Below are 13675 nucleotides of genomic sequence, written 5' to 3'. Positions count from 1 at the left end.
TCCATTGGGGAGTCAGCCATGGTTCTGCATTTGCGCCGGTTCGCGGCTTCGTCGATTTTGGCCACCGGTTTGATCGGAATGTTGTCGGGCATCTTGCCGGGAACGGCGAGGCCCTGTCCGGGCGACCAACCGCAAAAGCCCAAGAACGTACTGTTTCTCTTCAGTGACGATCAGCGATTCGATACGATCCACGCCTTGGGGAACGAGGAGATTCGCACCCCCGTGTTGGATCGGCTGACCGAGCAGGGCTTTACGTTCACGCACGCCTTCATCATGGGTTCCACGCATCCCGCCGTTTGCATGCCCAGTCGAGCCATGCTTATGAGCGGACGCGGCTTGTGGCGGGCTCCCGTGAATTTGGAAAACGTGCAGACCTGGCCGGAGGTCTTTCGCGCGCACGGTTATTACACGTTCGGCGTCGGGAAATGGCACAACGGCGCCCCCTCATACGCCCGAAGCTTCGACGGCGGCGGCGCGATCTTCTTCGGCGGCATGAACGACCACTTCGCGATCCCCGTTTTCGATTTCCACGCCGACGGCAAGTATCCCTCAAAGGACCGCAAGATCGGCGACAAGTTCTCTTCGGAACTGTTTGCGGACGAGGCGATTCGGTTCCTCAAGACGTACAAGGGGGATCGCCCGTTCTTCGCCTATATTGCATTCACGGCGCCGCACGACCCGCGGACTCCCCCCGGGGAATTCGCCCGGATGTATGGCCCGGAGAACGTCGCGCTGCCTCCCAATTTCATGCCGGAACATCCCTTCGATAACGGCGAACTGAAGATACGCGACGAGTTGCTGGCCTCGTTTCCCCGCGACCCGCAAGATATTCGACGGCAAATCGGCGAGTATTACGGCATGATCTCGCACTTGGATGCGCAGATCGGGCGAATCCTCCGGACCCTCGACGAAACCGGGCTGGCGAGCCAAACCCTGGTCATCTTCGCCTCGGACAACGGATTGGCGGTGGGGCGTCACGGCTTGATGGGCAAGCAGAACCTCTACGAGCACAGCATCCGCGTGCCGTTGATTTTGCGGGGACCGGGCGTGGAGGCCGGGAAGCGAAGCGACGCCCTGGTGTACCTTTTCGATCTCTTCCCCACGATGGCGCAGTGGCTCGACATCCCTTTACCCGACGGCGTCGAGGGGAAGTCGCTCTTGCCCGTCTTGCGGGGAGAAGTCGCCGAGGTCCGCGACGCAGTCTATGCAGCCTATCGCGATTGGCAGCGGACGGTGCGAGAAAAGCGGTTCAAGCTGATCCGCTACCACGTGGGCGAAGATCGCCACACGCAACTCTTCGATCTGGAAGAGGATCCCTGGGAGTTGCACAATCTGGCGGATCGCGCCGAATACCGGGCGGAGCGAAAGCGACTCGAAGACCGTCTCAAAGCGTTGCAAGCGGAGTGGGGAGATCCCGCGACCGACTTCTGACTCGGCTCCCGATTTCAGCCGGGCGCGCAAGGCACCCGGTATGTCCGGTGACATCCGCACGACCGCCTCGGCCTATTGCGCCGCCGCTCCCGCTGCGAGGTCGCTCGATTCGTCCTCGGAAAGGATTCGGCCCTCCTTGCCGCGTTCCATTTCTACGACGTGGCACTTGACGATATGCCCGTCCAAATCCAGCGTCCGGGGGGCTTCGCGTTTGCAGATATCCTGAGCCAGCGGACAGCGTGGGTGAAAGCGGCACCCGGTCGGAGGATTGTCCGGGCTGGGCACGTCGCCTTCCAGCACGATTCGCCGACGTTTCGCGGTCGGGTCCATTTGCGGAACCGCCGATAGCAGGGCTTGGGTGTAAGGATGCATCGGTTCCGCGTAGAGGCGGCGACTGTCCGCCGTTTCCACGATTTGGCCCAGATACATCACGGCGACGCGGTCCGACAAGTATTCGACCACGGACAAATCGTGCGAGATGAACAAGTAAGTCAAATCGAAGTCCGTCTTCAGCTTCATCAGCAAATTGATGATCTCGGCTTGAAGCGAGACGTCGAGGGCCGACAGCGGTTCGTCCAGCACCAGGAATTTGGGCCTCAAAGCGACCGCCCGAGCCACGCAAATCCGCTGCCGCTGTCCTCCGGAGAATTGGTGGGGGTATCGGTCGCTGATGTTCGGGGGCAATCGCATCCGCGCAAACAGATCCGTCACGATGCGTCGCCGCGTTTCGGGATCGGTCCAATCTTCTTCCGGAGTTTCGTCCGGGGAGCTAGGGTTCGCGTCGCGTCGGCGATCCGCCTCTTTTTTCCGCGCGGCGTGAATCAGCAGGCCTTCCTCCACGGCGGCGCCGACCGTCATGCGCGGATTGAGCGAGCTGAACGGGTCTTGAAAGACGATCTGCATCTCGCGTCGCAGGTCGCGAAGTGCCTTGCCTTGAAGATGGGTGATGTCCCGGCCCATGAACTCGATCGTGCCGGAGGTCGGTTCGATCAGTCGCAACAGGGTTCTGCCGACCGTGGTCTTGCCGCAACCCGATTCCCCAACCAACCCCAGGACCTCGCCCTTTCGCACATCGAAGGATACGCCGTCCACCGCCCGCGCGACCTTCCTCTCGCCGGAGAACAGGCTTCGCGGGCCGGGGAAGTATTTCCGCAACCGACGCACTCGCAGCAACACATCATCGCTCATAGTCAAGCTCACCCGCGAAATGGCAACGCACCTCGTGCCCGGGTTCGAGAATTCTCAGTTCCGGCTCCTCCTCACGGCAACGATCTTGGACGTGCTTGCAACGCAGGCAGAATTTGCAACCGCGGGGCAAGTCGGCGGCATCGGGCACGTCGCCGGGAATCGTCAGCAATTCCTTCCCCTTGGTCATTCCCAAGACCGGCCTAGCGCGAAAGAGTCCCCACGTGTACGGGTGCAGGGGATTGGCGAACAGTCGCAAGACCGAAGCCTTCTCCACGATCCGCGAAGCGTACATGACCAAGACTTCGTCCGCCATTTCCGCGATGATCCCCAGATCGTGGGTGATCATAATCACGGACATGTCCTTCTCGGACTGCAACGCTTTGAGCAGTTCCAAGATTTGCGCCTGAATCGTTACGTCCAGCGCCGTGGTGGGTTCATCCGCGATCAATAGACGCGGTTCGCACGACAGGGCCATGGCGATCATCACGCGCTGACGCATTCCGCCCGAGAGTTGGTGGGGGTACCAATGTTGGCGCGCCTGCGGATCGGGAACGCCCACCTGTTGCAGCAATTCCACGACCAGATCTCTCGCTTTCCGCCGGCCCAAATCGGGCTGATGCAGCAGGATGGCCTCCAGGATTTGCGATCCGACCGTAAAGACCGGATTGAGCGAGGTCATCGGCTCTTGGAAGATCATGGCGATTTGGGAACCCCGAATCCTCCTGATTTCCGACTCCGGCAAATGGGCCAGATCCTTGACCGTTTCGCCGTCGCGAAAAGCCATCGATCCGTGTACGATGCGACCGGGCGGAGCCACCAACCGCATGATCGACAGGCCGGTGACGGACTTGCCGCACCCCGATTCGCCGACGATTCCCACCGTCTTCGCCTTGGGGACGTCGAAGGAGACGCCGTCCACCGCTTTGACCACGCCTTTTTCAGTGAAGAAATAGGTCCGCAAGTCCCGAATGCTCAGCAGCGTCGAGGGCAGTCCGGCCTCTGCGGTCGTATCGTGGTCGACGAGCGTGGACACGTCAGTTGATCCTCAGTGCGTTGTCATCAACGGGCCCGCATTCTAAATGCGTAACCGCGGATCCATGGCATCGCGCAGTCCGCTTCCCACCAGATTGAAAACCGTCACCGTGAAAAAGATCGCCAAGGAGGGAAAGACGACCAGCCACCAGTAGTGATAATTCTCGCTTCCGCTGCGCAAAATCAAGCCCCAACTGGGTGCCGGCAGTCGTACCCCGAACCCGAGCAAGCTCAACCCCGCCTCGGTGATGATGGCCCCCGCGATGCCGAACGGCGCCGCCACGAGCGCCGGTGAAACGGCGTTGGGCAGAATATGCCGAAAGATGATCCGCATGTGAGAGGCGCCCATCGCGCGAGCGGCCTGCACGTAGTCGATGGCCCGTTGCTTGAGTACCTCTCCTCGAATGAGCCGAGCCACCGTGGGCCAACCGGTCAGTCCGATCACCACCATGATAATGTAGATACTTTGCCCCAGCAGTCCGACCAGCGTCAAAATGAGAAAGAAGCTGGGAAACAAAATGATGACTTCAATGACTCGCGAGATCACGATGTCCACGGCGCCGCCGAAATATCCCGCGATCGCCCCCAGAATGACGCCGATGGTGATGTACAATCCCACGGCCACGAAGCCCACCGTCAAAGAAATCCGCAGCCCGTAGATCATCCGTACCAGCACGTCGCGACCGACGTCATCCGTCCCCAGAAGATGGGGAAAGCCGTCATTGCTCTTTCGCCAATTGAGGACTTCTTGACCCGCCGAGTTCACTACGAAACGCGGCTTGCGATACATCGGGGGCTTGACCGAGGACTCGATATCCTGCTCGGTCGGACCGAAAGGGATTAAAGGATAGATCGCCCTGACTTTGTCCCCCTTTCGAAATTGTTCCTCGGGAAAGGTCCTGGCGCGGTAGCGATTGTCAGGCCGCACGCCGGGAATCAGCAGCAGAACGCTTACGATCGCAATCAATCCCAGGTAGATAACGGCGATCCTGCCCGTCCTGGCCCAACGTCCCACTTTGCGTTGCCGCCAAGTGCGATTCAGTAGCGTAGCGACGACAATCCACGGAAAGAAAGCTACCAGGGCCGTATTGAACCAGAAGTCGACAGTCTCCTCGGGATTCAATAGCGCGCGAAACCACGGCCAGAGCGTTTGTTCCCCGTCGTTGAAATAAAAAGGCACGTTGGAGGCGACGACCGGCGCAAAGACCGCCAATAGAAAAAGCGGGGACAATAAATGAAGCGCAACATAAGCTGCCCGGTTCTTCCGGAATTGCGACCACAGGATGTCGAGGTAGCCGTCTCGCTGACTCATGGTCGGGCGTCCTGGGACGCGAAACTGATCCGCGGATCCACTACGGTATACAGAATGTCGGTCAAGAGAATGCTGACCAAAACGACAATCGCGTCAATATAGATCAATGCCATCAAGGTTGGATAATCCTTTTGCTCGATCGACTCCCAGCTCAGACGTCCCATGCCGTGAATTCCGAAGATGTACTCCACGAGCACGGAACCTCCCAAGAGAGCAGGCAAAAAGGAGGAGAACAGTGTAAGAATGGGGATCAAGGCGTTGCGCAGCGCATGCTTCAGGATGACCTTGGATTCCGAAAGGCCCTTTGCGCGAGCGGTCCGGATGTAATCCTGCGATATGACGTCGAGCATGGCCGTTCGGGAATACATGGCCAGGCCGGCCAGGCTGAATAGGGACAGACACACGACCGGCAGAAAGGCGTGCCAAAGATAATCCGCCATGTACCGGGCCCAGCCGTAGCGATCGGCGTCCGGCGAGTGAAGTCCCAGCATGGGGAACCATTTCAAATAGTCGCCGTAACAGAAGAACAGCAGCAACAACATGCCCGCCACGAACGGCGGGATGGAATAGAGCAGGAATAATTTCAGCGTGATCCAGCGGTCGATCCATGTATTGCGATAGACGGCGGCAACGATTCCGGCGGGAATGGCGATTAGGTAAATCACGAGTTCGGCCATGAGCATCAGCGGGGCCGACACGAGGACCGCGTTCCAAATCTTCGTGGCGACGGGTTCGCGGGTCTTCGTGGCCGATCGGCCGAATTGAAACGTGGCCAATCGCCACAGCATATGGGCATATTGGGTATCGGTGAAGAGATAGATCGCGCGCTTCCACAGGGGCGGTTCGTATTGTTTTCGGTTCAATTCGTAGTGGACTTGCCAATTGTCGGCGACCTCTGCTATCCATTCGTCAGGAGATCGATCCGGTACATCCAATCGCAGGGGATCGCGGACCAGGCGTCGCAAGGCGAGCGCTGCGAGGAATTTCTCTTGCAAAGTGGAATCGGAAAGAAGTTTTTCGATGTAGAACCGCGTGTCGGCGGGGTCCAGATAGTCCAATTCCTCGAATAACTCTTGCCGACTGAGAGAAAGCATTTCGCGAAAGCATGCCTCGAGTTCCGCACGCCGTTCGTCCGTCAGCGGACGCGCCAAGGGTTCTGCGCGACGCCACCACTGCCGCCAAGCGCCGACGACGTAGGGCGTCTCCGCGTCGTTCGGAACGTGGGAGTACGTAAAAGTGAAAGGCTGAACGACCATGGCGTTCAAGGCGTGAATGACGCCGATCTTCTCGGATGCGTCGATGTCGCGACGGCGAAGCAGGTCGATCAGGGGGGGGACGCCGTGAATCCCCAAGTCTTCACAGAAAACCCTAGTGTAGCCGACGATCGCTTTGGCGAGGCGGGGATACTCGGCGGGATCGCAGAGACGCTGGTTAAATCGGGGAATTCCCAAGGAACGCAGGAACCGCAGGGCCGCGCGGTGGTGGAGGCGGTTCGGGTCTTGGGCGATCGCGTTCAATTCTTCCACGATTTGAGCCTCGCTGGAGACCAGAAAGTGAGCGGCCTGCCGTACGGCCTCCGAATAGTCGAGGAAATATCGAAAGTTGAGAATCAAGGGCCGATCCAGCTTGAGGTCGCGTTTTTGAATAAGATAGGCCTCCCGGGTCTGAGTGCCCTGTCCTGCCAGGCCCGTGGCGCCCAACTGCATGAGCAGGGGATCGCCGGGCGCCAACTGCATGATGCAGAAGGACACGACCGTCACGCCGAAGAGCGTGGGCAGGATCAAAATCAGGCGTCGAACGATATAGCTCAGCACGGGACCGATTCGTTCCTTGAGGGTTCAGCCGAGGTTGGACGGCACGGGCCGACCGAGGACGCATCCCCGACGGTCGGGGCGAACAGGGTTGCGCCTCCCGTCAGGGCATCTCGCGACCCGTCAGGCGGGGACGATCCGAATACCATTCGCGACCATCGTAGCATGGACGAATCTTATAGAAATTGACGTTACGGATACGGCTGTCATATCCGCCGGTAGCGCGGTCGGAGAATAGAAATGTATAAGGTTGATCTTCATAGATCAGTCGATGAATTTCGTGGTACAGTTCCTTCTGCTCGTTTTCATCCATGGTTACGCGCAGCTTTTCGATGGCCGCGTCCACTTTGGGATTGCGGTAGGCCACATGGTTGGAACTGTCGGGCAGATCGGCTTGGCTGCTGTGCCAGACTTGGTAGGGGTCCTGCCTCCAAGAAAGCGCCCAACCAAGCATGGCGGCGTCGTAGTCGCGTTTGCGGAGTTTTTGCAGCATCAGGTTCCATTTGGTGGGAGCGATGACGACGTCGATACCGACCTTGCGGCATTCCTCCTTCACGATCTCGGCGACCTGGCGGTAACTGGCCGAGTCCGCGTAGATCATCAACTCGAATCTGGCCGGAATGCGCTGATTGTCGACGACCTTGTCGCGGATTCCGTCGTTGTCGGTGTCTTGCCAACCCGCCGATTCTAATCGGTTTTTGGCCTTTTCCGGGTCGTACGGAATGGGTTCCAATGTAGAGTCGTAACTGCTGCTGCCGGGCAAGAAAGGACCGGTCGTGCGCTCCGCCAGGCCGCGAAATACCCGTTCAATGATGGCATCGACGGGGATCGCGTACGCCAACGCCCAACGGAAGTCGCGATCTCGAAAGACCGCACGATCCAAATTGTAACCGATGTAGCGATAGCCGGGATAACTGTAATCCACCAATTTGACCTTGCCGTCCTGGACGTTGGGGTGGGTTTGCGCCTGAAGAAATTGATCCTTGTCGGGAATGCCGGCGAAATCCAATTCGTTTTGCAGCAGCTTTTGCGTCATGGTGTTGCTATTGGATATGCATTGATAGAGGACGTCGCTGAAGTAATAGGGGGATCCCCAATAGTTGGCGAAACGAGTCAAAGAAAGCCGTTGTTGAGCCTTCCACTCCACGAAGACCATCGGTCCGCTGCCGCACATGAGTTTGTTGGCCCAATGGTTGTTGAATCCGTCCGCGAATTCCTTGGACGAGAAATCGTACGAGATGGGATCGCCGCGTTCATCCACGGAGTACACGTGTCGCGGAATGATCGGGAAACCGAAGAGCGTGAAATCTCGGGCAAGAAAGTACGGCTTCTTCCACCGCACGACGAAGGTGTATTTATCCTTCATGCGGTATTCGATCTTGTAGGGTTGATCCGGATTCTCCGGTTGCGCGTCCTCGAAATAGCTGCGAATGTGGGCGGCCTCGATGTTGGGGTTCAAAACGCAATCGAAGCTAAAGGCGACGTCGCGCGCGGTGACCTCGGCCTCCGGCAAGGGTTTTCCGTTCGGCAGTTTCATGGGGTGCCACTTGACGCCCTTGCGGATATGAATGGTGTATTCCAAGGTCTCGGGATTGAAATCCCAAGATTCCGCCAAGACCGGTTCCAGTTCGTCGGGATTGGAGAATTTAGGCTCGGCAAGAGTCTCGTAGACGCGGGATTGGAATGCCTCCGAAACGGTATCACTGGCCGTGATGGGGTTCAGCGTGTCGGGGTCTTCGGGATAGGCCAAGAGCAGCAGGTCCTCGGGGGCCGGTTCCCGGTCCGATCGCGTGAGTTTCTTTTCCGATCGCGCAGGACGCGATTCGGAGGTTTCGCCGCCTTGACCGGTTTCCGTCGAGAACGCTCGGTTTTCCGTTTCCGGTGCGGTTCCGGAAGGTTGGGGACATCCGGCAAACAAGACGGGCAGCAAAGCTACATAGCCAAGCCATAGATACCGGCGATTGCACGGGCCCCGCGCGGGACCGCACGAAAACGGATGCGGCGACTCCTCGATTTGACGGAAAGTCTCGAAGAAACGAAGGAGAGAAAAGCGCAGCATAATTGGGTCACTCTTGCTAGGCACGGCGCGGACCACAACTCGGTCCGAAGTCCGCTGGAACGGATCGGCGTTTTTGAAAGCTCTCGAAACGATATCACCGAGGCTCCCGAGTCACCGGTGATTGCCACCGGAGAGGCGGGCCTCTCGTTTCGGAATCGTAAAAGAATTGTGGAGCACGGTCAATAACACTTCGGGTTTGCATAGACTGGGCAAAATGGAGTGCATTGCCCGATCGACACACCTGCCGGACTACCGAGTGTCGGCGGGTCAGAGCCAACCCTGGGTCTTGTACCAGTCGGCAGTCTGTTTGAGACGTTCGGCGAGGGAGGCTCCGACTCGAAAGCCGAGTTGCCGCTCGGCTTTTTCCGACGAGCACACCCAGGAACCGGCCAACGCCTCCCGAACTTTGTCGAGGGACAACGCTTTGGGGCGTCGGGTCAGGCGTCCGACCACGGTATTGACGGCGGCGACGAGCCACACGACGGGCGGGGCGATCGGAAGCACCAAGACGCGTCGGCCGAGAGCGGCACCCATCATTTTGCCCAATTGACCGTACGTTGGATGGTCCGGTCCGGCCGCAAAATAATATCCCGTACCCCGCGCGGCATCTTGATCTTGCGGGCCGGGGAGGCGCTCGCCGCGCTCCGCCGCCGCCAAAAGCAATGGGACGAGGTCTTGTGCGTGAATGAGCGAGAAGTATTTTCGCCGGTAACCCGGCACCAGGTGAATCCCCCAACGCCGGATCGGGCGAAACATCAGGTAGCAATCTCGGTCCCATTCTCCAAAGACGATGGCAGGCCGCACGACCGTGATGGGGATGTCCCCGGCCCGGTCTTCGGCGGCTAATTCTCCCGCCCGCTTGCTGTGCCCGTAGAACGAGACGGGCCTGGGCGGATCCTTTTCGGTGCGAAGGATCGGGCGACCGGCGGGCATCGGCCCTGCCGCGGCGAGGCTCGACACCAAAACGACCACCGGCGGATTGACGAGACGGCGACAGGCCTCCAGCAGTTCCACGACGCCCGTTTCATTCGTGCGATAAAGGTCGCGGCGTCGCAAAGCCTTGGTGGTTCCCGCCAAGTGATAGACCACTTGCACGTCGTGCAAGGGTTTCGTTAGGCTTTCTCGATTCGAGAGGTCGCCCTCGACGAATCGGACGCCGAAATGCCGGATCTGATCGACGCGCGAGGTCTTTCGGATCAGGCACGTGGTATCGCAACCCCGTTCCGTCAGGGTCTGAACGAGATGATATCCGATAAAACCGGTGGCACCGGTGACCAAAACCTTGGACATTTGCACGCACTTGCCCGCTGGTAGAGAACGCACGTGAAGTGCTTCGGCGCGGTCGTCCGCAACGGCGAGGCGGCGCCGTCCTTCGCCTCGGATATCGCATAGCTTTGAAAAAGCGGAAAATTTCGTCAATAGGATTCTAGGTCACAGGATGGGGCCACGTGAAAGCTCGCGATCGGATTGCACTCCCTCCTCGCCCACGGATTCTGATCGTGCGGCTTAGCGCGATCGGTGACGCGGTCTTGACGCTGCCCGTTTTGTGCGCCCTGCGGCGGCGCTTTCCGGACGCTTTTTTGGCCTGGGCGGTCGAATCACGCGCGGCGCAGGTTCTCCGCGGGCATGAAGCACTCGACGAATTGATTGAACTTCCGAGAGGATGGATGAAATCGGTCTCGAACCTTGGGGAGATCCGTCGCCGTTTGCGGGAGCTTCGATTCGACGCGACCGTGGACCCGCAAAGCCTCACCAAGAGCGCCCTGCTCGCGTGGTTTTCCGGCGCGAAATATCGGATCGGCTTGGCGCGTCCGTTCGGCCGAGAATTGGCGCCGCTCTTGAACAACCATGGGATCCGGACCACCGGCCCGCACGTCGTTCAGCACATGCTACAGTTGGTCGAACCGCTGGGAGGGGACGTCGGCCAAGTTGAGTTTCGCGTGCCCATCGCGCCGGATGCCGCGGCGGCGGGCGAAGAAGTTTTGCGTGCGACGGGCATGGCGGGCCGATTCTTGGCGGTCAACCCAGGGACCGGTGACGGCCTGCGCGAATGGCCCGCCGAGCGATACGCCGAGGTCGTTCGCCGGGTGTGGCGCAACTATCGAATTCCCGCGCTGATCCTGTGGGGAACGCATCGCGAGCAAACAACGGCGAAACGGATCGCGGAGGCCGTCGGGGAGGGTTGTTGCGCGGCACCGCCGACCTCTCTTGCGACGCTGATGGCGATACTGCGGCGTGCGATGTTTCTGATTTCTCACGACACGGGACCGCTGCACATGGCCGCCGCCGTGGGAACGCCCTGCGTGGGCATCTACGGTCCCACCTGGCCGGAGTTCTCCGGGCCTTTCGGTTCAGGGCACATCGTGGTCCGAGCAGCCTGGCGAGCACCGTATCCCTTGAAATGGCGATCCGCGCCTCCGGACGTGATGCCTCGAATCTCGACGGAGGATGTGTTCCAAGCTTGCGTCACCATGCTGAACGGCGACCGCGAGACTTGATCCGGGGTTCTCGGCCGAAGTGGTCGCGGCTTCACACCCCGCGACACGGCGGAATCTTGGTGCAGACCCAAACGTAGCGGGTGACGCCGCCGACGTCGCGCGGCGTCAATTTCATGGGGTGGCCGCAGCGCGGACAGTAGCGATCCGGACCGGTCGATCGGCCTTGTTCCGAAGCGGTTTGGCAATCGGCGCATTTCTCCGCATCGGGAAGGACGGCCAGTCGGGCGGGCGGAATCACACGCCCGCAATCTCGGCACCTCCGTGATTCCGTCCAGTCGTCCGCCGATTCCAAACCGGTTATGCGCCGGTTCTTTTCCCCGCAGGAACAGGGCATGGCGGCCAGCAAGGCGGGAATCAATTCATCCAACAGGCCTTCGTCGGAATTCCAGGCCGTCGCCCGCAACTTGCGCGCGGCCGCCAAGCGGACCATGGCTTCGTGCCGCGAGATCGTCTCGCTCTTGCCGCAAGATCCGCACGACAGCTTGTAGTAGCGTATCGGCATGGAGTTTTCTTCCTTGCGAACCTCAGGAGGTCAGGACCGCCGAGTCGGCAACAATGAGGGGATAATCCGCAAGGGGAACCTTAGCAAGTCGCCATCCATCCGACTCGCGGCGGGCATGCAGCAAGGAATGGACGCCTCCGGAGAGCGGATCGATCAAGACGGGACGTCGCATCAATAGGCTTGGAGCGTCCTGGATGCGCAGATCGACGATTTGCGGGACGGTATCGACCGTCGTCGACGCCGCTTTCCAATACACCCAAAGTGGATATCCGCGGCGAACGAAACCCGCCGGGCCGATGACATCTCCATCCACTTCCGGAACGCTCGTCGCCGCGGGCGAATAGGCTGCCCCGTCGCTTGGCGCCCCGGCCTTCGTATCGCCCTGGGAAATCGCCGGCAGCGCGTCGATTCGGGCGAATTCGTCGGCTTCAGTGAAGCGAAGAGTTTCTGTGTCAAACAAGGCGCACAGCCGTTGATACGCCGCGTAGGCCGGCTTGGGTGAATAATCGTCCCCTCGCAGCAAACCCTTAAAATTGCCGCGATCCGTCGGACCTGAGCCCCAGTTGTAACGCAGCAAGTCCACCAGGTGAAAGTACGAGGTCAACTCTACCCCCTCGACCAAATCGCACAATATTCGCCGGAGCAGCCACTTGGCCTGCCGGATTTCGTTCCAGTCGAAGTCCGCTAGGGCCCCGGCGCTGCCCCTTTGGGAAGGGCATCCGTTTTCGCCCTGCCACAGTGCCGGTACCGGCCTACTCCCGGCGTATTCGCTGAGCAGACGTCGCCACGTCTTCAAAGCTTCCCGATATCCCTTTTCGGGAACGGGACGATACGGGTGGTAGGAAATCTTGTCCACGTAGTCCAATAGCCCGTGCCGAAGGGCCGATGTGAGGTAGTCCGTCGGCATGCCCGCCAAAGCTCCGCCGATCAGGACGGCATCCGGTATTTCTCGCCGAATCACGGAAGCCGTTTGGGAAACGAATCGGACATAGGCTTCAGCGGAGGGCGGATTCGGTTTCCAAAAGTTCGCGATGTTTGGTTCGTTCCAGAGTTCCCAGTGGCGAACCCGACCGCGGAAATGCCAAGCACACGCGCCCACGAACTTCAGCCAAGCCGTCATCGCCTCCTCGCGATAGATCGGAATCCAACCGACGGCGGATTGGTCGGGCGCTTCCGGGGTATAGAGGCGGTTTCCATAGCCCAAGTTGAACCATGGCCGAACACCGCGTGCCGAAACCGCGTCCACGACTTCATCGAGCCAAGCGAAGTCGTAATCGCTTGGCCGGGTCTCGGTCCTGGCCCAACCGGTTTGCAACCTCGCCCATTTCGCACCCAATTCCGCCAGCGCGTCGTAGGTGCGATCCGGCTGAAACATCTCCCGATCCAGCGTTTCCATGCCGACGGAAAGCGGCGAGGCCGTGATCTCGCGAGCGGGACGCGACCGAATCGCGTCGAACCGCGGTCCCACATTCTTGCTCAGCCAATCTTCCGCTGCCGTCGATCCGTCCAAGACGACTCGGGTTCGCGTACAAGTTCGGGGATCGGCGGATTGGACGGTCGGGCCGGGCTGTTCCGCGAAAATCCGCCGATGAACAGTCAGGCAACCGATAGGCATCGAGGCCAAGGCGACGACGATCGAGCGGCGCGAGGTCTTGGAGGAACCATTTTGTTGGGATGCCATGACGTGACTTCCTGGAGGTAGGGGGAAGCGGCGGGCTTCGCGGACTGAGAACTTGCACAGAAAGGTTAATGGACTCGCGACGTATTGGCAAGCGGCAGGCTCGAGGGGCGCCGCGCACCATGTACGGCGGCATTCAGGGTCGGCATATCCGCGGCGTGCGA

The 13675-nt window shown here is 59.9% G+C and carries 10 protein-coding genes; 2 read left to right on the top strand and 8 right to left on the bottom strand.

The features are described from left to right. Positions 1 to 18: 18 nt before the first annotated feature. Complete coding sequence (locus ACYQ6J_RS10430; protein WP_460184122.1) at positions 19 to 1431, top strand: sulfatase family protein; 1413 nt, start codon at positions 19 to 21, stop codon at positions 1429 to 1431. 72 nt (positions 1432 to 1503) lie between these two features. Here ACYQ6J_RS10430 and ACYQ6J_RS10425 read toward each other — a convergent pair whose 3' ends face one another. From ACYQ6J_RS10425 to ACYQ6J_RS10400, 6 genes are all read right to left on the bottom strand, one after another. Further along, positions 1504 to 2619 (bottom strand): ABC transporter ATP-binding protein, encoded by a 1116-nt coding sequence (locus ACYQ6J_RS10425; RefSeq protein ID WP_460184121.1) that lies wholly within the window; start codon positions 2617 to 2619, stop codon positions 1504 to 1506. After that, positions 2609 to 3652, bottom strand: a complete 1044-nt coding sequence (locus ACYQ6J_RS10420; protein WP_460184120.1) for an ABC transporter ATP-binding protein — start codon at positions 3650 to 3652, stop codon at positions 2609 to 2611. Before ACYQ6J_RS10420 ends, ACYQ6J_RS10425 begins: the two co-directional genes overlap by 11 nt. A 42-nt stretch (positions 3653 to 3694) precedes the next feature. Further along, positions 3695 to 4963 carry an ABC transporter permease gene (locus ACYQ6J_RS10415; protein ID WP_460184119.1) on the bottom strand — a complete coding sequence of 423 codons (1269 nt, stop codon included), beginning with the start codon at positions 4961 to 4963 and terminating at the stop codon, positions 3695 to 3697. Beyond that, positions 4960 to 6777, bottom strand: coding sequence for an ABC transporter permease (locus ACYQ6J_RS10410; protein WP_460184118.1), 1818 nt, complete (start codon positions 6775 to 6777; stop codon positions 4960 to 4962). The genes ACYQ6J_RS10415 and ACYQ6J_RS10410 overlap by 4 nt, the downstream gene beginning before the upstream one ends. Before the next feature lie 100 nt (positions 6778 to 6877). Beyond that, complete coding sequence (locus ACYQ6J_RS10405) at positions 6878 to 8833, bottom strand: ABC transporter substrate-binding protein (protein ID WP_460184117.1); 1956 nt, start codon at positions 8831 to 8833, stop codon at positions 6878 to 6880. A gap of 267 nt (positions 8834 to 9100) precedes the next feature. Continuing rightward, positions 9101 to 10156, bottom strand: coding sequence for an NAD-dependent epimerase/dehydratase family protein (locus tag ACYQ6J_RS10400; RefSeq protein ID WP_460184116.1), 1056 nt, complete (start codon positions 10154 to 10156; stop codon positions 9101 to 9103). Positions 10157 to 10500: 344 nt separating this feature from the next. Here ACYQ6J_RS10400 and ACYQ6J_RS10395 point away from each other — a divergent pair, with 344 nt between their 5' ends. Further along, positions 10501 to 11331, top strand: coding sequence for a glycosyltransferase family 9 protein (locus ACYQ6J_RS10395; protein WP_460184115.1), 831 nt, complete (start codon positions 10501 to 10503; stop codon positions 11329 to 11331). A 31-nt stretch (positions 11332 to 11362) separates the two neighbouring features. On the opposite strand, the gene ACYQ6J_RS10390 is transcribed toward ACYQ6J_RS10395, so the two are convergent. Further along, positions 11363 to 11833, bottom strand: a complete 471-nt coding sequence (locus ACYQ6J_RS10390; protein WP_460184114.1) for a TraR/DksA C4-type zinc finger protein — start codon at positions 11831 to 11833, stop codon at positions 11363 to 11365. 22 nt (positions 11834 to 11855) lie between these two features. Continuing rightward, the gene (locus ACYQ6J_RS10385) at positions 11856 to 13514 is read right to left on the bottom strand and encodes a hypothetical protein (RefSeq protein ID WP_460184113.1); all 1659 of its coding nucleotides are present in this window, start codon (positions 13512 to 13514) and stop codon (positions 11856 to 11858) included. Positions 13515 to 13675: the final 161 nt, after the last annotated feature.

The organism is Thermopirellula anaerolimosa, from assembly GCF_054657335.1.
This window is presented reverse-complemented; position numbering and strand designations above follow the sequence as displayed.

Coding starts and splice junctions, on each gene's coding strand:
- ACYQ6J_RS10430 (WP_460184122.1), top strand. CDS start 19: ATGGTTCTGCATTTGCGCCGGTTCGCGGCTTCGTCGATTTTGGCCACC.
- ACYQ6J_RS10425 (WP_460184121.1), bottom strand. CDS start 2,619: ATGAGCGATGATGTGTTGCTGCGAGTGCGTCGGTTGCGGAAATACTTC.
- ACYQ6J_RS10415 (WP_460184119.1), bottom strand. CDS start 4,963: ATGAGTCAGCGAGACGGCTACCTCGACATCCTGTGGTCGCAATTCCGG.
- ACYQ6J_RS10405 (WP_460184117.1), bottom strand. CDS start 8,833: ATGCTGCGCTTTTCTCTCCTTCGTTTCTTCGAGACTTTCCGTCAAATC.
- ACYQ6J_RS10395 (WP_460184115.1), top strand. CDS start 10,501: ATGAAATCGGTCTCGAACCTTGGGGAGATCCGTCGCCGTTTGCGGGAG.
- ACYQ6J_RS10390 (WP_460184114.1), bottom strand. CDS start 11,833: ATGCCGATACGCTACTACAAGCTGTCGTGCGGATCTTGCGGCAAGAGC.
- ACYQ6J_RS10385 (WP_460184113.1), bottom strand. CDS start 13,514: ATGGCATCCCAACAAAATGGTTCCTCCAAGACCTCGCGCCGCTCGATC.